15 protein-coding genes are annotated in these 26450 nt (G+C 33.0%); 9 read left to right on the top strand and 6 right to left on the bottom strand.

The window, feature by feature from the left end; all coding sequences use genetic code 11:
- Positions 1–16: 16 nt before the first annotated feature.
- The 3 genes from PKK00_02430 to PKK00_02420 all read left to right on the top strand — a co-directional run bounded on the left by PKK00_02430 (position 17) and on the right by PKK00_02420 (position 7071).
- Positions 17–2062, top strand: a complete 2046-nt coding sequence (locus tag PKK00_02430) for a protein-disulfide reductase DsbD family protein (GenBank protein HNW97251.1) — start codon at positions 17–19, stop codon at positions 2060–2062.
- Positions 2063–2261: 199 nt separating this feature from the next.
- Positions 2262–4451, top strand: coding sequence for a glutamine synthetase III (locus PKK00_02425; protein ID HNW97250.1), 2190 nt, complete (start codon positions 2262–2264; stop codon positions 4449–4451).
- Positions 4452–4626: 175 nt separating this feature from the next.
- On the top strand, positions 4627–7071 hold the full coding sequence (locus PKK00_02420; protein ID HNW97249.1) for a WG repeat-containing protein: 2445 nt from the start codon (positions 4627–4629) through the stop codon (positions 7069–7071).
- Between the two features lie 34 nt (positions 7072–7105).
- On the opposite strand, the gene PKK00_02415 is transcribed toward PKK00_02420, so the two are convergent.
- From PKK00_02415 to PKK00_02405, 3 genes are all read right to left on the bottom strand, one after another.
- Positions 7106–7549, bottom strand: a complete 444-nt coding sequence (locus PKK00_02415; GenBank protein HNW97248.1) for a hypothetical protein — start codon at positions 7547–7549, stop codon at positions 7106–7108.
- 101 nt (positions 7550–7650) lie between these two features.
- Positions 7651–8070, bottom strand: coding sequence for a hypothetical protein (locus PKK00_02410; protein HNW97247.1), 420 nt, complete (start codon positions 8068–8070; stop codon positions 7651–7653).
- A gap of 208 nt (positions 8071–8278) precedes the next feature.
- Positions 8279–9649 carry a dipeptidase gene (locus PKK00_02405; GenBank protein HNW97246.1) on the bottom strand — a complete coding sequence of 457 codons (1371 nt, stop codon included), beginning with the start codon at positions 9647–9649 and terminating at the stop codon, positions 8279–8281.
- Between the two features lie 453 nt (positions 9650–10102).
- Between PKK00_02405 and PKK00_02400 the strand changes: the two genes are divergently transcribed.
- From PKK00_02400 to PKK00_02375, 6 genes are all read left to right on the top strand, one after another.
- The gene (locus PKK00_02400) at positions 10103–12676 is read left to right on the top strand and encodes a choice-of-anchor L domain-containing protein (GenBank protein HNW97245.1); all 2574 of its coding nucleotides are present in this window, start codon (positions 10103–10105) and stop codon (positions 12674–12676) included.
- A 113-nt stretch (positions 12677–12789) separates the two neighbouring features.
- On the top strand, positions 12790–13794 hold the full coding sequence (gap, locus tag PKK00_02395) for a type I glyceraldehyde-3-phosphate dehydrogenase (protein ID HNW97244.1): 1005 nt from the start codon (positions 12790–12792) through the stop codon (positions 13792–13794).
- A 97-nt stretch (positions 13795–13891) separates the two neighbouring features.
- Positions 13892–14239: a T9SS type A sorting domain-containing protein gene (locus tag PKK00_02390; GenBank protein ID HNW97243.1), complete on the top strand. Its 348-nt coding sequence runs from the start codon at positions 13892–13894 to the stop codon at positions 14237–14239.
- A 15-nt stretch (positions 14240–14254) separates the two neighbouring features.
- Positions 14255–14449 carry a hypothetical protein gene (locus PKK00_02385; protein ID HNW97242.1) on the top strand — a complete coding sequence of 65 codons (195 nt, stop codon included), beginning with the start codon at positions 14255–14257 and terminating at the stop codon, positions 14447–14449.
- 56 nt (positions 14450–14505) lie between these two features.
- Complete coding sequence (locus PKK00_02380) at positions 14506–16839, top strand: M1 family aminopeptidase (protein ID HNW97241.1); 2334 nt, start codon at positions 14506–14508, stop codon at positions 16837–16839.
- A 371-nt stretch (positions 16840–17210) separates the two neighbouring features.
- Entirely contained in the window at positions 17211–21494 is a 4284-nt protein-coding gene (locus PKK00_02375; GenBank protein ID HNW97240.1) for a PKD domain-containing protein, read from the top strand.
- A gap of 17 nt (positions 21495–21511) precedes the next feature.
- Here the strand turns inward: PKK00_02375 and PKK00_02370 are convergent, their stop codons facing one another.
- The 3 genes from PKK00_02370 to PKK00_02360 form a co-directional block, all read right to left on the bottom strand.
- Positions 21512–22297, bottom strand: a complete 786-nt coding sequence (locus PKK00_02370; GenBank protein ID HNW97239.1) for a UDP-2,3-diacylglucosamine diphosphatase — start codon at positions 22295–22297, stop codon at positions 21512–21514.
- 87 nt (positions 22298–22384) lie between these two features.
- Positions 22385–25390, bottom strand: coding sequence for a M1 family metallopeptidase (locus PKK00_02365; protein ID HNW97238.1), 3006 nt, complete (start codon positions 25388–25390; stop codon positions 22385–22387).
- Between the two features lie 111 nt (positions 25391–25501).
- Positions 25502–26371, bottom strand: coding sequence for a T9SS type A sorting domain-containing protein (locus tag PKK00_02360; protein HNW97237.1), 870 nt, complete (start codon positions 26369–26371; stop codon positions 25502–25504).
- Positions 26372–26450 lie beyond the last annotated feature (79 nt).

The following is a 26450-nucleotide window of genomic DNA, read 5'->3' as shown; positions in this document are numbered from 1 at the left end:
ATATAAATTGATACATATGAGAAAGAGAAATATTATACTGTTCGTATTTATGCTGATTGGCAGTATTGGTTTTTCACAGGTATTTGAGCCCGTAAAATGGTCGTTTTCTTCACAGAAAACATCTGATTCCACAGCCAATTTATATTTTAAGGCTACTATTGAAAACGGATGGCACCTGTATTCTCAAAAGACGTATACCGATGGAGGCCCTGTACCTATCCAGTTCACATTTGCAAACAGTAAGGATTATAAATTAAATGGAAAGATGTACGAGCCAAAACCTATTGAAGAATATGATGAAGGTTTTGAATTCAACGTGTATTTTTTTAAGAATACGGTAACATTCGTACAAAAAATAAATATTACTACCGACAAAACTTTTGATATAAAAGGCGAAATTGTTTTCGAAGCATGCTCTACATCTTGTGTTTTTCCTACTCAGGAATTTGTTATAAAAAATATTGCAGGCTATCAAAAAGCAAAGCCGGTAAAAGAAGATACAGTAGCTATAGAAAAAACCGATACTGTTCCAAAAGTGGAAAAGGATACTGCATCTGCTCCTGCTGCTATTACTGATGATGATAGTGATGTTACAGGTAAAAACAAATCCCTGTGGTGGTTTTTTGTTTTTGCATTTGTTGGCGGATTAGCTGCTATTATTATGCCTTGTGTATTTCCGATGATCCCTATGACAGTTGCATATTTTATGAAAAGCGGAAGTAAAGGGAAGATACAGGCTTTTGTTTATGGCTTATCAATTATAGTTATTTATACCTTATTTGGAACATTAATCGCTTTGATTTTTGGTGTTGATTTCAGTAACTGGCTTGCTACTCACTGGCTTCCAAATATTTTATTTTTCCTGATATTTGTGATTTTTGCTATTTCAATGTTTGGTTATTTTGAGATTACTATGCCCAACTGGATGGTAAATAAATCAGTAGCGCAAGAGGACAGGGGTGGATATGTAGGAATTATTTTTATGGCATTAACTCTTGTACTGGTTTCGTTTTCATGCACAGGTCCTATTGTAGGTTGGATTATTGTGGCGTCAGCTGGCGGACAGTTCCTTAAACCAATTATAGGAATGTTGGGTTTTTCATTAGCTTTTGCTTTACCGTTTACAATGTTTGCTTTGTTTCCACGATGGCTTCAAAAAATGCCCAAATCAGGCGGATGGCTTAATATGGTAAAAGTTATCTTGGCTTTTATTGAACTTGCTTTTGCTTTGAAATTTTTAAATGTTCCTGATCAAACTTATCATTGGAGATATCTTGATCGTGAAGTATATCTTGCATTCTGGATTGTAATAGGAACATTGCTTGGGATGTATTTGCTGGGTAAGATTAAATTCCCGCATGATAGCGATTACCCCGTGATGAAATCGTTTCCAAGATTGTTATCAGCGATTTTTGTTTTTGCATTTGTGGTTTATATGATTCCCGGTTTGTGGGGTGCTCCATTAAAAGCATTGTCAGGATGGCTGCCTCCGATGGAAACACAGGATTTTGATATTAGTAGGATTGTTCGTGAAAATACCTGCGCCGGTGAAGTTACATCAAGCGACCTTCCGGAAGTTCCCAAATATGCAGATAAGATGGAAAAACTACCTCTTGGACTGAAAGGATATTATGATTATGACCAGGCTTTGAAAGTGGCTAAAAAACTTAATAAGCCGGTGTTTGTTGATTTTACCGGGCACGGATGTACAAATTGTCGTGAAATGGAAAACAGAGTATGGAGTGATCCTGAAGTGTTGAAGCGATTACGTGAAAAGTTTGTTGTGGTAGCTTTATATGTTGATGATAAAGTTATTGAATTGCCCGAAAATGAATGGTATACTAATGATGCAGGTATTCAGGTAAAGCTTCTTGGAAAGAAAAATTCTGAGATCCAGCTTAATAAATACCAGGCAAATGCACAACCATTCTACGTACTTCTTGATACAAATGATAGCATGCTTGTTAAACCTAAAGCATACGATCTGGATATTGAAGGATATATTAAATTCCTTGATAGCGGATTAAAGGAATTTGAAAAACGTTCGACACAAAAGAAATAAGATTTTTTTATAAACTAAAAATGAAAAGAGCGGGCTGATGCAAATTTTGCATCAGCCCGCTCTTTTTTTCTCATTCATTATAAAAATGTACATATAATTTATATTTTATATAAAAAATTGGGGGGTAGTTAAAAATAAAATATAAAAAAATATAAATTACCCCCATAAAAAATGATACATTTGCAAAAAATATATAAAAATGTCAAATTTCAGAATCGAAGCAGTCAAAAAATCCATTGAACGCAAAATCACTACAAATGAAAATGGTCATGAAAAGGTTTCCGAAATATTTGGAAGTTGTGTATTCAACCGTGAAGCTATGCGTGAATACCTTTCGGGGCAGGTTTTTGATGATCTGATGAATGTTATAGAACAGGGTAGTGGCATCGACCGCCGTATTGCCGATCATGTAGCAACAGCAATGAAAGCATGGGCCATAAGTAAAGGTGCAACACATTATACGCATTGGTTTCATCCATTGAATGGTGCAACAGCTGAAAAGCATGATGCTTTTTTCTCACCGGTTGAAGGAGTTCGTTCTATTACCAAGTTTGAAGGAAATCAATTGATACAGCAGGAACCTGATGCTTCAAGTTTTCCCAGCGGAGGCATACGAAATACTTTTGAAGCGCGTGGTTATACAGCCTGGGATCCTACTTCGCCTGCTTTTATCTATCACGGTACTTTATGTATTCCAACTATTTTTATTTCATATACCGGCGAATCGCTCGATTATAAAACTCCGCTTATTAAATCTATAAATGCTCTTGATAAAGCTGCTGTTAATGTTTGTGAGTATTTCGATAAAAATATTACAAAAGTTTTTCCAACTTTAGGTTGGGAACAGGAATATTTTTTGGTTGATGAAGCATTGTATTATGCCCGTCCTGACCTGGTATTAACAGGCCGTACACTTTTTGGTCATGCTGCTGCTAAAGACCAGCAACTGGAAGATCATTACTTTGGTTCAATACCGGAACGAATTTCAAACTATATGAAAGAATTTGAGTTTGAAGCATGGAGGCTTGGAATACCTGTAAAGACAAGGCATAACGAGGTTGCTCCAAATCAATTTGAATTGGCACCGGTTTATGAAGAAGTAAATATTGCGATTGACCATAACCAATTGCTGATGGATTTAATGGATAGAGTGGCACGAAAACATCACTTCCGGGTTTTATTTCATGAAAAACCTTATGCCGGCATTAATGGTTCCGGAAAACATAATAACTGGTCGATGGCTACAAATACAGGGAAGAATTTATTGAGTCCCGGCAAAACCCCAAAAACAAACCTGCAGTTTTTAACATTTTTCATAAATATTATTAAAGCAGTACACGATAACGACGAATTACTGCGTGCCGCCGTAGCTACTGCCGGTAATGATTACCGACTGGGTGCACATGAAGCTCCGCCTGCAATAATATCAGTTTTCATTGGCGAACAGCTGACAAATGTATTGAATGATCTGGAAAAAAAAGTTAAAAAAGAAAAAATGTCGCCTGATGAAAAGACAGATTTAAAATTGAACATAGGAAAAATTCCACAAATTATTTTTGATAATACTGATCGTAATCGAACTTCACCATTTGCTTTTACCGGTGATAAATTTGAATTTCGTCCGGTTGGAGCCAGCGTCAATTGCTCGCCTTCAATGATTGCTATTAATACTATAGTCGCTAATCAACTGATGAATTTTAAAAAAGATGTTGATCAATTGATAGAAGCAAATACAAATAAAGATGAAGCAATTTTCAAGATCCTAAGAAATTATATCAGCTGTTCAAAAAATATTTTATTTGAAGGGAATGGTTATGGCGACGAATGGATAGAAGAAGCAAAGAAACGTAAATTATCAAATATTGCAGATACTCCCAGGGCTCTTGATGCTTATGTTTCTGATAAAACAAAAAAACTTTTTAAAATTACCGGAGTCCTTTCGGAGAGGGAATTGTATGCACGTTATTTCATCCGTAATGAAATGTATACGAAAATGGTTCAGATTGAAGCACGTGTATTGGGTGATTTAGCCCTGAATCATGTTATCCCTACAGCATTGAGATATCAGAATGTGTTAATTGAAAATGTGAACGGATTAAAAAATATTCTTCCTGAAAAAGATTTTAAAAATCAAAGCTCTTACCAGGTAAAGCTTATCACTGAAATATCGGAGCATATAAAATCAATACAACTTAATGTTCATGATATGATCGAAGAACGTAAAAAAGCAAATGTTGAAGAAGATGCAAAGAAAAAAGCAACAATGTATTGTGATAATGTAAAATCATATTTTGAAATTATTCGTCAACACGTTGATAACCTTGAAATATTAATTGATGATGAATTATGGCCTTTACCAAAATACAGGGAATTATTATTTATCAAGTAACCTCTTCATTATAAAATAAGTATAATATTTTTTTATATAACCATGACTAAAATGTCTACGGTTTTTTATATTTTTACGCTTTAATGCTTATTTTTATTTTGTGATTAATCTATTTTTTAAAAGATTTCATCGTATATATGAGAATCCTTTAAAGGTTTTCTTATTTTCTGTTTTTGTGTTATCTTTTTTGTTTTCATATTCCCAGCCTGCAACAAAATATACACTTACATTATTCAATGTTGACGGTTTATGGGGCTACAAAAATAAAGCTACCGGAGTTGTAGTGGTTGAAGCGCAATATGATTATGCCGATTATGTTTTTGCCGATGGCGTTACTAAAGTTAAGCGTGCAGGAAGAGCAGGATTGATAAATCAATCGGGAAAAGAAATAATTCCTTGTAAATACGAAGATATTGTTTGGGACCCTGAATCATTTTCATACATTTCAAAAGAAGGTTATATTAAAATACTTTCAAATGGTAAATATGGAATGATTAATAAAAACGGGGATGAGGTTATTGCTTGTGAATATAATTATATTGGTTCGTTTGAAGACAGCGTTGCATTAGTGATGGTGGGCAATAAATCAGGTTACATTCATCTTACCGGAAAAGAAATTATTCCTTGCATTTATTCTGATATTATTAAAAATAAAACATACCCGGGTTTATATATGGTATCGTTAGATAAAAAATTTGGTTTGTATGATAAATACGGAAAGATAATAGTCGATTGCAAATACAATAGTATTACCAACGATAAATTTGGACTGGTATTAAGTCTTGACAAGAAAACAGGAATGGTAAACCCATCTGGAAAATTAATTATTCCATGTGAATACGACAATATTTATGATTTTTATGACAGCATTGCCCTTGTCAAGAAAAATAAAAAATATGGATTTTATGATATCAATGGAAATGTAATTTCACCATGCGTATTAGATACCGTTTTATGGAATAAGAAAAAGAAAAATTATTTTCCACTTGGTAATGTTACTATAAAAAAATATGGCAAATACGGAGTGATAGATAGCAAAGGAAAAACAATAGTGGAATGTAAATATGACTGGGAATTTCGCTTGCCGATTTTTACAAAATATACCGATGTGATTATGAATGGAATGAAAGGGATAATAAATAAAAATGGTAAAGAGATCATCCCTTGTAAATATGAAGAAATCACTTGGGATTATGATCCTTTAATGAATTTAACAATTCCTATAAAATACAGGGATAAGAATTTGTTTAATGTAAAGAAAAATGAATTATGGGGAGTTGTTGATGAAAAAGATAATGTTGTTATTCCATGTAAATATGAAGAGCTTGATTGTTTCAGTTATGGATATGCTGCTGCAAGCCTCAACGGGAAATGGGGTTATATTAATATGCAGGATAGCATTGCAATTCCTTTTATATATGATTACTGCCAGAGCTTTAATAACGATGTTGCCATAGCAGGATATTACAAATTTGAAGAAAATACAAATAATACCATTAATAAATTCGGGCTGATAAGTAGTTCAGGACAGGTTTTATTACCTTTTGAGTATTCCATTTCATATGTGAAATCAGATAACATGTATGTTATTACAACTGCCAACGGAAAAGTTGGTGTTGTAAACAGCAGTGGTAAAATTATAGTTGCTCCTGAATATAGCGTAAGTATTGAATGGGACTCATGGAAGACCTATGGGATAATTAAAGCATATAATGATAGTATTAATAAATATTCTTATTATTCGCAGGAAGGAAAAATGGTAATTCCTTTCAAATATGCTAATATTGGAAAGTTCAGCGAAGAGATGGCGGCAGTAAGAGAATATCTGTTGTGGGGATTTATTAATAAAAAAGGAGAAGAGATCATTCCAATGAAATATAATGAAGTTTATGATTTTTCTGATGGCCTTGCACTTGTTAAATTAAATGGATTATATGGATATGTTGATAAAAACGGAGTAGAATTAATACCCTTGCAATATCTCGATGCAACAACTTATGCAAAAGGGTTTGCCCGGGTTCAGGATATGGATTTAAATTATGGTTTATTGGACAAAACAGGTAGCCTGGTGATTCCGATGGAACTGGACAATATACTTTATAACACTACGAATAATTCTTTTTTTACAGAAGGTCTTGCTTTAATAAAAAAGGATGGATTATTTGGTTATTATAGTATACAAGGAAAACAAGTAATTCCTGCAAAATATGTTTGGGCAGATTTCTTTTCTTATGGGAAAGCTGTAGTAAAAGATTCGGGATATTATCGTTATATCAATAAAACAGGGAAAATTGCATTTCCCGGAAAATACAGTAATGCGTATAATTTTTATAATGGTTATGCAATAGTAAAATCAGGTAAATATTATCAGATGATTGATGTTTTTGGAGCTTTAGTCAGAATATTTCCTTATGATGAAATAAAACCTTTTATTGATGGACCGGCTGCTGTAAGGAAAGGGAAGTTGTGGGGATTTATTGATGAAAAAGGAAATGAATTTATCCCATTGAAATATGATAAAGCTACATCTTTTAAAAATGAAGAAGCTCAGGTCGAAATTGATGGAAGTACTTACAGGATAAACTTGAAAGGTAAAATTATCGGACAGGCTACTAAATAGAAAAATAGAATTGCTAAAGGAAAATATAGGAAAATTAATCTGCCCTTACATAATAATGATTATATCCATCATAGCTTTCATCAATCAATACTAAAGTATCGTTTCCTCCAAACTTAATTGATTGCACATTAGTGTCGACTTTGGAGCCTACAAATCCATAATGAAAATAATATGTAATCAAATCTACAGTACTTCCTCCAAATATCGTGGGACCCAAAGTCAGTTCATATTTTGCTTTTCCATTATTTGCTTTGTTTTTATATGTTTTATAAATGCCTTTGTCAGTAAATTTAATTTTTAAGTTGTATCCCTGATTGTATGGTGTGTATGTTAAACCATCTGTACCTCCGGATGTTTTATACCAATTCCATTCCCCAAATAGCTTTTCCATTTGAGAATCCGGAACATCGATTTCTTTGCGACATCCTATTGAAAAACCAATGATAAATAATAGAATAATAAATAATTTTGTTTTCATTATTACCTTGATAATTGTCGGAAAATTATTATAAAATTTTATTTGTCAAAGATAAAAATTAAAATTGGAAAATCTAAAGATAGGAAAAGGGTTTGGTATTTCTACTGTTTTCTTATAAAAACCATTGCTTTGGTATCATTGTCATAAAATATATTTAATGTATCGTTACTGATAGCATAACTTGAAGCCTGAATAATGGTTTCCCAGAATTTATTTCCCCAATATGGTTCGGATATTTTTGTTTGACTAAAATAATTAACAGTAATTTTATTATTATCATAAAGGCTATAAGTCCCTTTGGTATTATTATTTAATGTTATACCGTTAAATTTCCCCTGTAAATGGTTATCGTTAAAAGTAAATGTCATGCTTTCTGAATTTTTATATTCTTCAGGTTCGTTCTCTGTTTGTCCTGTAATAACATCTTTATATTGTATCAATTTCCATTTACCTGTTAAAGTATTCACCGTTTGTGAATAGGTTATACAAAGAAAACATAATATCAAGAATATTTTGGTCATTAGAGCTTATAAGGTTCACAAATAAAGAGTAAAATTATAATGGCTGAAACGCACAAACTAAATATATAAAATTAAATCAAAAATACGATTTCCCTTAAAAAACTGCAAATAATTTAGGTCGTAAATAATGCGTTTATTAAGATATTTAATTAGAATTATTTTTAGGATCATATAATTTCAATGATTTTATAACATAATAAGGAGTGTACTATTTCATCATTTCGGCAAAATATTTATAAAAGTATGGAATGGTTTCAATACCTTTATAGAAATTGTATAATGTAAAACTTTCGTTTGGAGAATGAATAGCGTCCGATTCCAGGCCAAATCCCATAAGTATAGATTTTGCTCCCAGTTCTTTTTCAAATAACGAAATTATAGGGATACTTCCACCGCCTCTTACAGGTATTGGTTTCTTGTTATAAGTGGTTTCAAAAGCTTTACTTGCGGCTGCATATCCAATTGTATTTGTGGGAGCAACAAAACCATTACCTCCGTGTAATGATTTTACAGTAACATTTACACTATTGGGAGCAATGGATAAAAAATATTTTTCAAAAAGTTTTGCAATTTTTTCAGGGTTTTGATTGGGTACCAGGCGCATCGAAATTTTTGCACCAGCTTTTGATGGTAGAACAGTCTTTGCACCTTCGCCAATATATCCACTCCACATACCGTTTACATCCAGAGATGGTCTTATACCCACACGTTCAATGGTCGTATATCCTTTTTCACCCTGTACTTCATTGATTGCAATTTGCTTTTTATAATGCTCCATATCAAATGGTGCTTTATTTATTTCGGTTCTTTCAGCATCTGTCAAAATTAAAACATCATCGTAAAATCCGGGTATAGTAATGCAATTATCATTATCGGTTAATGATGCTATCATCTTGGCAAGTATATTTGCCGGATTTGCAACTGCTCCACCGAAATGTCCTGAATGCAAGTCGCGACAAGGTCCGGTTACTTCTACCTCCATATAGGTTAACCCTCGCAACCCAACTGTAATACTTGGAGTGTTCTGAGCAATCATAGCTGTATCCGAAACAAGGATTATATCACATTTCAGTCTTTCTTTATTGTTTTTACAAAATTCTTCAAGATTCACCGAACCCACTTCTTCTTCCCCTTCGAACATAAATTTTACATTACATAAAAGTTTGTTTTTTGAAACAAGGTATTCAAAAGCTTTTATATGCATGAATAACTGGCCTTTGTCGTCATCAGCGCCGCGAGCGTATATTCGCTCATCTCTGATTTCGGGTTCAAATGGCTTGCTTTTCCATAAATCCAGGGGTTCGGGTGGTTGTACATCATAATGCCCATATACTAAAACGGTAGGTTTCGTTTTATCAATGATTTTTTCTCCATATACAATAGGATGACCTTTGGTATTAATGATTTCAACAGTATCAGCACCTGCGTTCATTAGTTTATTTTTAATATAATCGCAGGCTTTATACATGTCATCTTTATGCTCAGGCTTAGCACTTACAGATGGTATTCTTAGAAATTCAAATAACTCATTTAAAAATTGCTTGCTATTTGATTCAATATATTTTTTTAAATCTTCCATTTTAATATTTTTTGTAAAAATAATAAATAATTAAAATTACTTCATTCCTATAAAACGATAATATTTACCTTGCCTTTAACTTGAAATTTTGTACCGTAAACTTTTATTTTATAAACGAATACTTGTTCTAGTTTTATTATATGTTAAGAATTATATATTTTTTCACTTTAAAGAGCAATATATTAAAATTAATTTGTATCCTTTTGAAAATAAAGTGGTAATAATTAAAACAGTTTTGTTTTTTATTCGTATTAAATGTTTAATATAAATTAAATTTTTATATTGTTAAGGCAACCATAAACTATAGTAGTATGTCTCTTTTATATAAATGTATAAATAATTTAAATAAAATTATTTATACATTTATATGTCCTTGATAAGACATAAAATATAATGAAAATAACTATTTAAACGTATTCATTTAAAAAATAAAAAATGAGTATGTTAAAAAGGATGAAAATAAAGGGAATAATAAATATTGTCATTTGTATTTTTATTATCTCAAATGTTGAGGCACAACTTTCCGTTAACACATCTTTAACACCGCAACAGTTAGTACAAGATGTATTAGTTGGTTCTGGTGTAGCTGTGAGTAATGTTACATATAATGGTTCGTCAAACTCTATAGGATATTTTACAACAGATACAATCCCAACTAATCTCGGGTTATCTGGGGGGATAATTATGGCAACAGGGCTTGTTAATGGAGATGGAGCTAATAACGAGTATCCTATAGGTTCAGTTGCGGGAAACAAGAATTCGTATGCTTTAGGAACGGGTAGCGATCCGGATCTTGATAGTTTAATACCCGGTTATAAAACAAAAGATGCAAGTATATTGGAATTTGATTTTATTCCTTTATCTGATACGATCAAGTTTCGTTATGTATTCGCTTCAGAGGAATACCCGGAGTGGGTAGGGTCGCATTTTAATGATGTTTTTGGGTTTTTTATTTCAGGTCAAAATCCTGATGGTGGAACTTATACTAATTATAATATTGCAATGATCCCCGGAACTTCTACTCCTGTAACTATAAATAATGTAAACGGATCTTCATATTCTCAATACTATGTTGATAATGAAAGTGGTTTATCAATTGTATATGATGGTTTTACAACTGTAATTACAGCATGGTGTAAAGTTACGCCTTGTATTTCATATCATATTAAATTGGCAGTAGGTGATGCCAGTGATTCGGTTTTAGATTCTGCGGTTTTTCTTGAAGAAAGCAGTTTCTCAAGTAATGCAGTGGGCATGAATACTACTTATTCAACAAATGTTGATAACATGGCCATTGAAGGTTGTAACGATGCAATTATAAAATTTTCATTGAGTCATACTACCACTTCACCTTTAACTATTGATTATACTATTACTGGGACAGCTTTAAATGGGATAGATTATACAACAATACCTTCAAGTGTTACAATTCTCCCCGGACAAAATTCTACAGAACTTATAATTTCTCCAATTAATGATGGTATTACCGAAGGTATTGAAACTGTAATTATTACTATTCAGACATCTATTTGCGGAGGGTTACAGGCAGATACAGTATATATCCGCGATAATACACAGATTATTGCTATAGCCGGGAACGATACCGCCATATGCCCCGGTTTTGATATAACCCTTACATCAAGCGCAAATGGTGGGATACAGCCTTATTCATATAATTGGAGTAATTCAGCTGGAGCAAATAGTGAGGTAACGGTTACTCCCACAGCTAATACTATATATATTGTTACCATTAGTGATGTATGTGGGAATACATCAACGGATAATATAGCGGTATCATTAATAAATGAAGGGCTTATAGTTAGCGATGATACGACTATTTGTAACAGTGGTACTATTACTCTTTCTGCATCCGGAAGTGCAAATTACCAATGGAGTAACGGAATTACAGGGGCTACAAATACAGTAAGTCCATTACAAACCACTGTTTATTATGTTACGGCCACTAATGTATGTTCTGTCTTTGATTCAGTTGTTGTATCAGTAAGAGCTCCGGCATCAATTATTGCTTCGTCAGCTTCTCAATCAATTTGTTATGGCTCAGGAGTATCATTGAATGTTACAGGTGGAGTTTCATATATATGGTCTTCGAGTCCTATAGATTCTTCATTAGTAGGTCAGGATACAGATGCCAGTCCCGTGGTTTTTCCAATACAATCTACATTATATACTGTAGTAGGAACCGATGAATATGGTTGCTTAAACACGTCTTATGTGCCAGTGATTGTTTATTCAATACCGATAGCCGATTTTTCTATTTCTGATTCCGGTGGTTGTGTTCCTGTAATGGTATCTTTTAGTAATCATTCGCAAAGTACAGATGCTACTACTCATTATCTATGGAAATTTGGCGATGGTGCAGTTTCTTCTATAGAAAATCCGCTACACACATATAATACAGCTGGAATATATAGTGTAACATTAATTACCACAAATGGAAGTTATTGTTCTGATACAATGACTCTACAGCAAATCATGCATATATACCCGTTGCCAAAGGCTTATTTTGCTCCTCATCCTGATGTGGTATCAATTTTTGATCCTGTTATAGCATTTTATGATGAATCGGATAATGCAGTACAGCGTGAATGGAACATGGGTAACGGTGATATATCTACTCAGGAACATTTTTTTTATACCTATTCTGATACAGGAACTTATTTGGTAACATTAACCGTATGGAATGAATATGGTTGTGTTGATTCTACATACAATTATGTTGTTGTTCAACCGGATAATACCATTTTTGTTCCCAATGCATTTACTCCTAATAATGATTCAAAAAATGATGAATTCAAAGCCTACGGTATAGGATTACTTGATTATAATTTGAAAATTTTTAACAGTTTTGGAAATTTGATTTTTGAAACCAATGATATTAATGAAGGATGGAATGGCTCTACACCAGAAGGCAAAGCTCCTGAAGGGGTTTATGTATATGTTATAAAATATACAGACGCTTTAAAGAAGTTTCATAATATTTATGGCCGTATTAGTCTGATAAGATAGAAAAAAAATGCTTTTTATTCTTCTTCTTCATAAAAAACGAAGCACTTTTTGGTTTTAAATGATAAATTATCTTTAATTTTGAAGAAAATTACGAACATTAAATTTATACAGATATGGCAAAAATAAAAGTTGCAATCAATGGTTTCGGAAGAATCGGAAGAATTACTTACAGGCAGATTCTGAAACAAAATGATATTGAAGTAGTGGCAATAAACGACCTAACCGATAGTAAAACTCTTGCCCATTTATTAAAATACGATTCGGTTCATGGAAAATTTCAGGGTGATGTTAGCGCAGAAGAAGGATATTTAATTGTTAACGGAAATAAAATAAAAATATTTGCTGAAAAAGATCCCGCTAATTTACCATGGAAAGATTTAGGTGTATCAATAGTTATTGAATGTACCGGCGTTTTTCGTAACAGGGAAAAACTTACCAGGCATTTAACTGCCGGAGCAAAAAAAGTTGTTCTTTCAGTTCCTGCAGATAGTAAAGAAGATGTTGATATTACTGTGGTTCTAGGTGTAAATGATGATAAAATTAAACCAGAACATCAATTGATTTCGAATGCATCATGTACTACTAACTGTCTTGCTCCTGTAGTGAAAGTGTTACATGAAAACTTTGGAATTATACGTGGATTAATGAATACCATTCATTCTTATACTAATGATCAGGTTATTCTTGATTTTCCTCATAAAGATTTACGCAGGGCAAGAGCTGCTGCTATGTCTATCATTCCAACAAAAACAGGTGCAGCTAAAGCAGTTGGTTTAGTTATGCCTGAACTTGATAAAAAATTGGATGGTTTCTCTATGCGAGTACCTACACCTGACGGTTCAGTTGTTGATTTAACTTGCGAGCTTTCAAAGAAAGTTTCGAAAGAAGAAATCAATGAAGCGATGAAAAAAGCAGCACAAGGTTCTTTAAAGGGAATAATGGAATATTGCACAGATCCTATTGTAAGTTGTGATATTGTTGGCAATCCTCATTCATCAATTTTTGATTCACTATTAACCCAGGTACTTGATGGTAATTTTATTAAAGTCGTTTCATGGTATGATAATGAACTGGGTTACTCCACACGATTAGTAGATTTAGTAAAAAAGATTTCTTAAAAAATTAAAATAAATTTAATATTTGTAAGCCCTGTTAAAAAAATAACAGGGCTTCTTTTTGGTATAATCTTTGGTGTTTTTTTTAAAAAAAATAATCATGAAAAAGATATACTTCATACTTATACTTCTTCCATTTCTATTTTCATTTCAAGTTTTCTCTCAATCTTTCAAGGATGAAGCTATTATAAACAAAGAGAAAATAAATATTTTTTCATATCCCAATCCGGCAAATAAAATTTTAACATTTTCATTTACAGGAATTGAATTAAGCAAAACAGAAATTGAAATATTTGAACTTACAGGACAGCCGGTAATGAAAGTAAAACCGGACAACGAGCAATATACTATTGATGTGCTGAACCTGAAAGAAGGAATTTACTTTTATAAAATCATATATAATGGTGAGATTATTACAACCGAAAAATTTGTAGTCTTAAGGAAGTAGCGAATAATCAATTGTGTGTTTTTTTTTGTACTTGCCATCACTCCGTCGTTTTATACCGGCGGAGTTTTTTACTTAAAGAGAGAATTAATTAATGAAATACATACATATCCTAAAAGTTGTTTTAAGCTTGCTTTAAAGCCGGTAATAGACAAAGAAATTATTGTCAGTTCATATCGTTCGGCTGCTTTTAAAAAATGGCTCGATTCTTAATAAAATTTATGTTAGGGTTTTTACATAATTTTTTTATTTTTGTAAAAAACTCCACCATGAAAAAACCCTTACTTTTTATTTTTTTATCTGTTGTATTTATAACAGGAAAAATATTTGCGCAGGACCCCCCTCAAATGAAGAAAGGTTTTGTAATGACAAAAGATTTTATCAATCCATATACAGTTCAAGATAAAATCTATAAATCAAAATCTTCAAAAGTTGTAACTTTTCATACATTCGATGTTTTACATTACAAATTGGAACTCAACTTTCATGATAATTATTCTTCACCGTATTTGCACAGTTATAATGGTATTGAAACCATTACTGTTTTAGCCGATTCATTATTGAGCTGCATTAAATTGAATGCAATCGATAGTTTCCTTACTGTTGATTCTGTAAAACTTGCTGGAACATCATTTATTCATCAGAACGATACATTAACAGTATTATTAGATTCTACATATAATCCAGGTGATACAATTGATGTGAAAATATATTACAGGCATAATGATGTAATTGATTATGCATTTTATACCGGTAATGGTTTTGTGTATACGGATTGTTCGCCAGAAAAAGCAAGGAGCTGGTTTCCTTGTTGGGATAAAACTTTCGACAAAGCTACTTTTGAAGTCTTTGTTGATGCAGAAAAAGATGTTGAGTTGTGTTCTAATGGCGCATTGGTAGATAGCCTTACTACTAATGATACTTTGAGGTATCATTGGAAAAGCGCGAATCCTGTGGCAACTTTTATTATGGCAATTCTATCAAATCAAAACTATAATGTTTCTGAAATCTACTGGAAGAAACCTTCAAATAATAATGATAGCATTCCTGTGATTTTTTATTACAATAATGGTGAAGATATAAGTCCGCTAAAAGATGTGATGCTTGAAATGACTGATTATTTTTCTTCCATTTACGGTGAATACCCTTTTCAAAAAATCGCATGGGCTACGTTGGACAGCCAGTTTCCATGGGCAGGGATGGAAAATCAAACAATAATAAGTTTATATGCAAAAGGCTGGGCAGATAAAACTACAACAACTCATGAATTTGCACATCACTGGTTTGGTGATTTGATAACGCCTGCAACATGGTCAGATATTTTTCTGAAAGAAGGATTTGCCCAGTATTCTGTATTTCTTTGGAATGAACATTTAGGTGGAGAAAGCGGATATAACACAGCAATGAATAATGTATTAGGTGATTATTTTTATTTTAACCCCGTTCCGGCATGGCCTATAAGTGATAGCTCGTGGGCAACAACAACACCGCCTTCAACAATATTGTTTGATTATGGAATTACATATTGTAAATCTCCTTTTGTTTTGCATATGCTTCGTAATATTGTTGGCGATAGTATTTTCTTTGCTATCATTAAAGATTATGCAACTGACCCTAACCTGATGTTTAAGGCCGCAACTATCAATGATTTTTGTAATAAGGTAAGTGCGCATTACAGTGCAGATTTATCATGGTTCTTCAATGAATGGCTGAAACAACCGAATCACCCGAATTATAGCAATCATTATAATGTTGAGGATTCATCGGGTACTTGGAAAGTGCAGATTACAACCGAGCAGATTCAAACTAATGCTCCATTTTTCAAAATGCCTCTTGAATGGGAAATCGATTTTAGTGATTTTACTGATACCATTGTGCATGTCATGAACGACCAGAATAATCAAACTTACACATATTATTTTTCAAAAGAACCAATATCAATTATTTTTGACCCGAAATCTAAAGTGCTGCCTAAAGTGGAAGCCTATCCTGATTATTGCACTGGAACAACAGTATTGACAGCACTTTCAGATACTATTACCGATGGTAGCGGAATTACAAATTATGATAATAATTCAAATTGTAAATGGGACATTGTTCCCACTGATGCTGCAACGGTAACACTTCATTTCAATCGCTTCAACCTTGAACCTGTAAATGATAAAGTACGTATACTTGATATCGATAATCCTTCCGTGCCACTTGGAATTTATTCGGGAACAACAATTCCTCCTGATATTACTTCTCCCAGCGGGAAAATGAGAATTATTTTTACTTCCAACACATCTATTACTGCTTCGGGTTTTGAGGCTACATATTTTGTCCCGAATGTTGGTATTGAAAATTACATCATGACAGAAAATATAAAAGTATTTCCTAATCCGGTAAATAATGATTTATATTTTTCATTCGATGGAATGGATATCAGTAAAGTGAATGTTGAGATTTTTGAACCATCAGGAAAATCAATAATCGCAACAAAACCTGATAATATGCAATTCAAAATAAATGTATCCGGTTTAAACGAAGGGATATATTTTTATAAAATAGTTTTCGAAGGCGAAGTTGTTAAAAATGGAAACTTTGTCATAATAAGAAATTAACGTATTAAAAATAGAATTAAAACTCCTCTGATCCTTCAGGGGAGTTTTTTATTTTATTAATGACATGATTTGTTAAAATTTATTTGACTGATAAATATTTTGCAAATTGAAATCTTAATCCATTTAGCTATATTTGTATTTTTTATAAATGTTTATAAAATTTATTTATTTAGTTTAATAATATCAAATAAAATATAGAAGAACTCATAAGTTATATAAACATAAAAAATAGACTGATTAAAAATTTTATAAAATAATGGTTGCTATTGACATAAAGGGTTGAATTTCATAACTTGCATACTTGTTTTTTTAATAAAAAGTTTTTCAAATGATATCATCAAATATCGGTATAAATAAATACTTTATATTTTATGGGAAGAAAAAATGATAATGTATTAAGGAAAGCTATATGGATTTCTTTAATAGGAGTTTTTGTTTTTTTAGGAAAAGCTAACGGACAGTTTAATATTGTTGGTGCAGCTGTTTCATCTAGCTCGGGTTGTTATACATTAACAAGTAACACAAGCGAAGCCGGAGCCGTGTGGAATACAAAAGAATTAAATTTAACCAATTCTTTTGATATAATTTTAAATATAAATTTTGGAAGTATAACAGCTGATGATCATACAAACCCTCCCTGTGGTGGTGATGGAATGTCATTTGTACTTCAATCGGTAAGCAGTGGTTTAGGCGGAACAGGCGATGGTATGGGTTTCGATGGGATAACTCCTTCTATAGGAGTTGTAATGGATGATTATGAGAATGGTGCTGATAATGATCCTGCCTATGATCACATGTCGTTGAACAAAAACGGCGATATCGTTCATTTAACATCGAATGAGTTAGTTTCGTGTTCAACAACAAATACCGCAGGATATCCATCTGAAGTAGAAGATGGGAATGATCATACTTTTCGTTTTCAATGGACAGCTTCAACCAAAACAATAAACGTATGGTTTGACGGAACGCAAATGTTTAGCTATACCGGCGATATCGTAAGTAATATTTTTAGTGGAAATCCTGAAGTATATTGGGGTTTTGCTGCATCAACAGGAGCTTGTTATAATATTCAGAAGATTTGTTTGGGTATATCAGCTGATTTTTCATATTCGACTGCATGTGCCGGGAATGCTACCAGTTTCACTGATTTAAGTTCAAGTACTTCGCCTATAACCAGCTATGCATGGGATTTTGGTGATGGTCAGACCTCTGCTGATACAAATCCTACTCATATTTATGATGCCCCTGGTACATATAATGTTCAGCTTGCTATTACAAACAATGTAGGCTTAACTTCAACAGTTACATATTCTTTAACAATTGATGGTTCTGATTTAACTATGGGTTCGCCTTTAACATTAACGTGTTCAACAACTAGCGGGACAATTAGTGCATCATCAACAACTGGTGGCGTTTCATATAGCTGGGCAGGCCCGGGCATAGTATCAGGAGACGGTACTTCAACACCAACAGTAAATGCAGCCGGAACATATACAGTTACTGTGACAGTAGCATCTTGTAACAGAACAGGAACTGTAACCGTTTCTTCAAATACCACTCAACCTGATGTAACAATGGGCGCTGCATTAAATTTAACATGTGCTGTAACATCAGGGACAATAAGTGCAAGTTCTGCTACCGGTGGAGTCACATATAATTGGGCAGGTCCGGGAATCGTATCAGGTGGAAATACATCTATTCCAACAGTAAATACTGCTGGAACATATACCGTTACTGTAACTAACCCGGCTAATGGTTGCACGAATACAGCAAATACAACAGTAACTCAAAGTTCTTTGCCTACTGCATATTCCGTTTCAGGTGGAGGTTCATATTGTACAGGTGGAACAGGATTGTCGGTATGTGTAAGCCTTTCACAAGTAGGAGTAGATTATCAGTTACAATGTAATGGAGTAAATACAGGAGCGCCTTTGGCAGGAACAGGCTCGGCATTGTGTTTTACTAATTTAACTACAACTGGTACATACACTGTTGTTGCAACCAATCCTTCAACATCCTGTGTAAACAATATGAATGGAAACGCAACTATAAGTATTAGTAGTCCTCCTATAGCAGATGCTGGTGTTGATATTTCAATTCCATATGGAACATATACTACTCTTAATGGTTCAGCTTCTGGTGGCAGTGGTTCATATTCATATTCATGGACTCCTGCTGATAGCCTGGTAAATGCAACAAACCAAAATCCAACAACAACAAATTTATTTTCGAGTACAACTTTTACACTAACTGTTTTAGACTGGGCAAGTGGTTGTTCCGGCACTGATCAGGTTAATATAACACTTTCAGGAGTCCCAATAAATATAAGCACACTTACTGCAACTCCAAACTCGATATGTTATGGTGCATCTACACAATTGAATGCTTTTGCTACAGGAGGAAATGGTTCATATACATACTCATGGACTTCAAATCCTGCAGGTTTTACTTCAAATATTACTAATCCTGTTATTTCGCCAACAATAACTACAATATATACAGTTGTAGCAAATGATAACTTCAACACAACATCAGCATCCATTACTGTTACAGTAAATCCGAATCCTGTTGCATCTGCGGGAAATGATACAATGATGTGTTCAGGTTTTAATCTTAATTTAAATGCAAGTGGAGCAGGTGCAGGCGGTTCATATGCATGGTCGCCGGGAACTTTTTTAAGTGCAACAAATGTTTATAATCCTGTTTCAACTCCAACATCCGGAATAACATATATTGTTACTGTTACAGATGCAAACGGATGTAAAGGAACAGATGATATTAAAATTACTTTGTATAATACGGAATATGTGAATGCAGGAATTGACCAGACAATTTGCAATGGACATGAAGCATATTTAAATGCATCGGGAGGACAAAGTTTTGTATGGTCGCCAGCATCTACATTAAGTTCGTCAACTATTTCAAATCCTATTGCAACACCTACTACAAATACGACATATTATGTAACAGCTACAGATAATCATGGTTGTACCTCGATGGATGATGTTGTTGTGAATGTAGTTCAGAACGTAACTGCAATTGTTAGCAATGACACAACAATTTGTTATGGAAGTGCAATTACACTATCAGCGGCAGGTGGTACAAATTACTACTGGAGTCCTGCTGCCGGATTGAGCAGTACTACAGTTGCTAACCCTACAGCATCGCCGCAAAGCACAACAACATATTATGTTACTGTTTCGAATGGTGTTGGATGTTCTGACATTGCAAAGGTAATTATAACAGTAAAAGAAAGTCCTAATATTAGCGCCGGTACTGATGTTGCAATATGCAATGGTGCTTCAATACAACTTCATGCAAGCGGTGGCGATTCATATATTTGGCAGCCTAACACTAATCTGAATTCAAATATTGTTGCTGACCCCATCGCCAATCCACAAACAACCACTACATATACAGTAACCACAATAGGAGTGAATGGATGTTCAGCATCAGATAATATTATTGTTAATGTTCATCAATTACCCAATATTGATGCAGGACAATCTACTTCAATTTGCAAATATCAAAATATTCAGCTTGTTGCAACAGGAGGCTATTATTATTCCTGGAGTAATGGAGAACATAATGATTCAACATTGGTCAACCCGACTTCGACAACTGTATATTCAGTAACGAGTACCGATTTGAATGGTTGTGTAAATACAGATAATGTAACTATTACAGTGTTGCCATTTGAACCGCCTGTGATCTCAGCCGATGGACCGGTATCATTCTGTGATAATGCTCCTATAGATGTAAATTTAATTTCAACTTCTGGTTACAATACTTATCAATGGAGTAATAGTGCAGCTACTTCATCAATTCATGTAACAACAGCAGGGTCGTATTATTGCATAGCTGCATTATCGAATGGATGTTCCGATACATCTAATGTGATTATCGTTGGAAATTATCAATCGCCAGACCCTCCGGTAATTCTTGCTGACGGGCCAACCAATTTCTGTGAAGGTGATTCTATTGCTGTTAATCTTTACACTGCCGATCAGTATTCTGTTTATCAATGGTCGAGTGGCTCAAGTACCTCGATGATTCATGTTACAAGCATGGGATATTATAGTGTAACAGTAACTGATATTCATGGATGCAGCGCAGCAAGCACAACTTCGGCACAAATAACATTTACTCCAAACCCGGTTGCGTATATGAATTATGGCAGCAATGGGTTAACAATAAACTTCTATGATTTTTCATTAAATGGAGAAACATATTTGTGGAATTTTGGCGATGGCAGCACTTCGCAGTTACAGAATCCTGTTCATATTTATCCTGCTGCAGGTACGTATACTGTAACTTTCATTGTATACAATCAATGTGGAAGCGATACTGCAGTTGTTGATATATATGTTACAAACGGTGCTGGTATTGATGAAGAAATAATCGTAAATAATTTTTCTGTTTATCCTGTTCCTGCAAAAGATTATTTAAATATAGGTTTTGAATATAATTCTTCTGATAATATTAAAGTGCAGATTTCAAATGTGCTTGGTCAAAAAATATTTTATGAAGATGTAGATAATTCAACAGGCATATATAGCAGAACTATTGATTTTTCAGATGTTCCGGCAGGTATGTATTTTATTTCTGTGAAGACAGATAAGGTTATCTTCAATAAAAAAATATTAAAAGAATAGATTTTTTTAATCAGAATTTATTCGTTGAAATATTTCAGGAAAACATTTTCGTTTTCCCAAACTGCATATGAATTATTTTTTACCCACTCGCCAAGATTGATGTAGCGCGAGTTCCCTATGAGTATATCGATTGGCAGATGGCGATGTCCGAAAATATAAAAATCGTAATGATTTTCTTTTTCTGTTTGCTTGATGAATTGAATTAATCGTTCATCATTTTCGCCAAGAAAAATTTCATCGGTGATTCCATTAGCGATACGACTTTTTTTAGAAAAATAATTTGCAAGTCCTATCCCGAAATTAGGATGAAATCGGGCAAACAGCCATTGACAAAATTTATTTGCAAAAACTTTTTTTATGAATTTATATTTATGGTCGCCGGGGCCTAAGCCATCACCATGGGCGATATATAATTTTTTCCCTTCAATTTCAAGGATGATAGGCTTTCTATAAAGCTGAACATTCAGTTCTTTTTGTAAATACCCGAACATCCACATATCATGGTTTCCGGTGAAGTAATGAATTTTTATTCCGGCATCGCTCAGTTCGGCAAGTTTGCCAAGCAAGCGCGTATAACCTTTAGGGATAACAGTTTTATATTCAAACCAAAAATCGAAAATATCACCAAGCAGATATAATTCCTTAGCATCATTTTTTATTGAATCGAGCCACTTAACAAAACGTTTCTCGCGCTCCAGGCTTGAGTTGTAGTCGGGAACCCCAAGATGACAATCGGATGCAAAATATATTTTATTTCGTTTTGTAATGTCCATTAAAGAATCAAGTTGCTCTTCAAATTTCATTCTCAAATATATAATTTTTATTCTATTATTCGAGAATTTTTTTGGCGCCCTGTAAGGGCGCCAAAAAAACTAATTTAAGTTTTTGAATTATCTAATATCCCTTATCAGTTTAAATGGGTCAATTTTTTCAAGACTAAATGTATAACGAATAGTTTGCCAGTAATTCAGTTTGTTAAGGTCGTTTGTTTCCTTTATATCTTTTGACATAACGAGAGGGAAGTATATTTCAAATATATTTTTAATTATTGTTAGCTGTACTCCTGCATTATAATATAAATTGAATGAAGGAATTTTTATAATACTACCCGAACTATTATCAGGAAGTATGGCTATATCTGAATAAAGTTTTAAAGGAATCTTACCGGGAATAGAAGTTTTTAAATTGATTGCCGCAAGCCAATCCCATGTTTGTCCAAGAGGAGTATAAACTTTAAATGCACCATCGGCTTCACTGAATTGTTGAGATAAAATACCACTGCGTTCGCTTCGTCCGATATAATAATTACTGAACAGATAATCATTATAGCCTTGAAGCCCATCCATTTTATATCTAAAATCTTCTGAGATTGATTCATCATGATAAATAAAACTTCCGAAAAAAGCCCTAATATCAAGACCTTTAAAAGGTTTTTTATAAGAAATTCTATACTTCCCTTCAATAGATGCTTTCATAAATTCTTCTCCCTGTTCCGCATTAAAAGTAAATGAAAAGGGATTTATTTTTCGGACATTATTAAGGTTATATGAAAATTGATTTACAAAGTAATATTTATTTTTTTTCAGATAAAAAACGTTGCCATCTCCTGAGAATCCCCATTCAGCAATATCTTTATAAATATTGAAGCTTCTTAGCCTGATTTCAGAATGAACTGGACTTAGAGGATTTTTATTTTTAAATTTTACCAGTATTTCGGGAACCAATTTCGAGAAACTAAGTTCTAAAGGTTCTTTTGCATATGAAAAATGCGAGAAAGATGCACCTACCCATATCATCTGTACCTTATCACATTTAGGAAGCAATGTAAATCCTGCTCTTGAATATCCATTTATTGTATTATTAAAAGTTCCATAAAGCGGAGCAACGAAATATGAAAACTTTTTTAATGGTATAGGGTTATTATATATAGCAACTCCCGGCATTACTCCATTATATAAATTAAATCCAACTATTGGTGTAATGCTGAGCTGTGTTTTTAAAGGATCGTCAATGCCCGGTAAAAGTTGTAAACACAAAGGTTTTGATTTTTTTAAAATTCCTTTTGTGCGAATAAAATTATTTTTTCTGTTGTATTCCGGACAATTATTTTCTCTGTTTATACAAATCATATCTGCATCAGAAAATGGAATACTTATTTTTTTCTTACCATCAAAACCAGCGAACCATTTATTTGCAACCTTTGTATTATCAGAGTATCCGGCAATTTCAAGAGGATAATTGATTTCTCCTTTATTTTTTATTTTCAGTGTAATCGAATCTTTAGATGATTTTTCACTGCAAATTTTATAATCAATTTTTTTATTTGTATTAATCATGTCGTTGAAAAACCAATCAAGGTTTTCGCTTGTTGATTTTTCAAGAATATTTTTAAGGTCATCTGGTTGCGGATGCTTGAACTTCCATTGTGAAAAATATTCTTTCATGGCTTTGTCAAATTTATCTTCACCCAGGTAGTCTTTCAGGAAAGCCATAGCTACTGCGGATTTTTCATAAACAATTCCACTATAATTCATCGAAGAATATTTTTCGGCTGAAAGTCCTATAGGCTGATCATTATTCAGGTGAGCGGCAACTTCATATATAATGCTTCTTTCAACACGTTCAGTATGTTCAGGGAGGTGAATATACTTATCTGCTTTCCCTACAAACAAAGTACTTCCGGGATATTTATTTTGCAGATATCGGTATTCGTAAAACGAATTTATTCCTTCATCCATCCACGGAAATTTTCTTTCATTACTTCCAAGTATGCTGTAAAACCAGTTGTGTCCAACCTCGTGCATGATAACCATTTCAAGAGCCATTGAATCTTCGCCTGAACTGATAACTGTAATATTCGGATATTCCATTCCGCCACCTGCCGACAAACCACCATCAACAGCAGTTGCATGATTGTATGGATATTCGCCAATCCATTTTGAATAATAATAAATGGCGTCGTTAACATATTCAATTCCGCCTTTCCAAATGTTTGCCCTGCGATTAGTGAACATTACCCATGTAGTAACTTTTCTTTTTGTATATGGTAATTCAACTTCACCTTTCAATACATGATAGCGTTTATCAGCAAACCAGGCAAAGTCGTGAACGTTTTCCTGGTGATAATGCAATGTTTTGCTTTTGGCTGATGATGCAGGAAAAGCAAGGTCTTTTCTGTCGTAAGTTTTTATTTCACTTGTTGCTTTTGCAATACTGTCGAGCCACAAAATTTCTTTTTCATTATCAATCAAATCACCGGTAGCGCCAACTACGTAGTTTTCGGGTAGTGTGATGTAAACATCAAAAGTTCCAAATTCGGAATAAAATTCACCTTGATTCAAATATGGAAATTCATTCCATCCGGTCATATCATAAACTGCTGGCTTCGGAAACCATTGTGTTATTTGATAGGACTGCCCATCGTGTCCCATTCGTGAAATACGATGACTTGGGATTTTTACATGAAAAGGAGTGGATATAGAAATTGTTTGACCCGGCTTTAAAGGCTCATTTAGCAAGAGTTTGCAGATGTCGATATTTTGTGGGTCGTATTCCCATTTTATATTTTTATTATCTATTTTGAAATTGAGGCTATCAATGTATCCTTTACTTGTACTGTCGGAATAATGGAAAAATGTATTACCACTTTTCAGAAGTTGTTTTGCCATTGCAGTGGAATCATTTTTATAACCGTTTGGCCACAGATGAAAGTAGAGAAATGTTAATGTGTTTGGCGAATTGTTAGTGTATTCGATATTTTCGAATGCATTCAATTCGTGTTTTACATCATCAAGCTTAACTTGAATAGTATATTTTACATCCTGTTGAAAGTAATTCTGAGAATTAGCAGCAAAAGGGAATAAAAAAATCGATAAAAGGAGTAGTGTGTTTTTCATAAATTTTAAGACGAAATTATCATGGGTTTTGTTACAGCTAAAAATAAATTATATAACGTCTTAAATTGTGTTCTATTGCTTTAATCAGGTATAAGCTATATATTATTTAATTTATTTACAGATTATTATTTTTTTTGAAATGGACTTATTATTATTATATAATATCAAATAATATGTACCACTTATTAAACTAGTACAATCAACTTTTGCATAATTTTTAATATTTTTCAAAGTAATTATTTCTTGACCATACATATTATATAATTTTAAATTGTCATAATAATTATTAAATGAACTTACTGTAATGAAATCATTCACAGGGTTAGGTTTAATAATAATATCTTGTTCATCCGTATTAATTTGATGAATAAAAGAGATTAAACTTGTTAATGTATCTCCTGCAATTAAGCCTTCTCCAATATTTGAATTATATGCAAATTCTTTAATTGTTAAAATCGCGTTACTATGATTTTGCCCGTATCCAGGATAAATAGCAGTGCTTGCTTTTACCCATCCATAATTTATATTGCCAGAAGTATCTAATCTGAATGCAAGGTATTTATTACTACCAAAAGAATTACAATTAGTGTACATTGCAGGGTCTGTGTACATTAAATAAGCACTATTTACCCAATCTGACTGATTAAAAATAGTATCAAGTTGATTTAATGCTAATGCGTCACAATATGAATATGTTGATGGTGTGATATATGCTATTTCCTTCATTCCATTAATTGATTGCGCAGATGTGCTGAAAGCATAATTAGTTTGTGGAGTAGCAAAATCATACCAATAACGAAGACTAAATTTTAAGTCATAAATGGAATCACTATTAACATCAATTAATACGGATTTTGTTGTATCTCCTTCCATTTGATTTATTTGAATTTCTATATCAGGATTGAAATCATGGTAGACTATCTGCCCATAATTAGAGTATGAGAGAGCAACAATTGAAAAAATTATTAGAATCTTTTTCATTTTAGTTTATTAATATTTATGTTATAATAATAGTTCGGTAAAAATATAGATATTAACAAAGGTATGTAAAAAACTTAAA

Source organism: Bacteroidales bacterium, assembly GCA_035353855.1.
Classification (GTDB): domain Bacteria; phylum Bacteroidota; class Bacteroidia; order Bacteroidales; family CG2-30-32-10; genus DAOQAK01.
The sequence above is the reverse complement of the archived record's forward strand: the minus strand, read 5'-3'. Positions and strand labels throughout refer to the sequence as shown.

Excerpts from the sequence above, each read along its gene's own strand:
- PKK00_02400 (HNW97245.1), top strand. The coding sequence starts at position 10,103 with ATGAAAATAAAGGGAATAATAAATATTGTCATTTGTATTTTTATTATC.
- PKK00_02365 (HNW97238.1), bottom strand. The coding sequence starts at position 25,390 with ATGAAAAACACACTACTCCTTTTATCGATTTTTTTATTCCCTTTTGCT.
- PKK00_02405 (HNW97246.1), bottom strand. The coding sequence starts at position 9,649 with ATGGAAGATTTAAAAAAATATATTGAATCAAATAGCAAGCAATTTTTA.
- PKK00_02360 (HNW97237.1), bottom strand. The coding sequence starts at position 26,371 with ATGAAAAAGATTCTAATAATTTTTTCAATTGTTGCTCTCTCATACTCT.
- gap (HNW97244.1), top strand. The coding sequence starts at position 12,790 with ATGGCAAAAATAAAAGTTGCAATCAATGGTTTCGGAAGAATCGGAAGA.
- PKK00_02410 (HNW97247.1), bottom strand. The coding sequence starts at position 8,070 with ATGACCAAAATATTCTTGATATTATGTTTTCTTTGTATAACCTATTCA.
- PKK00_02430 (HNW97251.1), top strand. The coding sequence starts at position 17 with ATGAGAAAGAGAAATATTATACTGTTCGTATTTATGCTGATTGGCAGT.
- PKK00_02390 (HNW97243.1), top strand. The coding sequence starts at position 13,892 with ATGAAAAAGATATACTTCATACTTATACTTCTTCCATTTCTATTTTCA.
- PKK00_02370 (HNW97239.1), bottom strand. The coding sequence starts at position 22,297 with ATGAAATTTGAAGAGCAACTTGATTCTTTAATGGACATTACAAAACGA.
- PKK00_02415 (HNW97248.1), bottom strand. The coding sequence starts at position 7,549 with ATGAAAACAAAATTATTTATTATTCTATTATTTATCATTGGTTTTTCA.
- PKK00_02425 (HNW97250.1), top strand. The coding sequence starts at position 2,262 with ATGTCAAATTTCAGAATCGAAGCAGTCAAAAAATCCATTGAACGCAAA.
- PKK00_02375 (HNW97240.1), top strand. The coding sequence starts at position 17,211 with ATGGGAAGAAAAAATGATAATGTATTAAGGAAAGCTATATGGATTTCT.
- PKK00_02380 (HNW97241.1), top strand. The coding sequence starts at position 14,506 with ATGAAAAAACCCTTACTTTTTATTTTTTTATCTGTTGTATTTATAACA.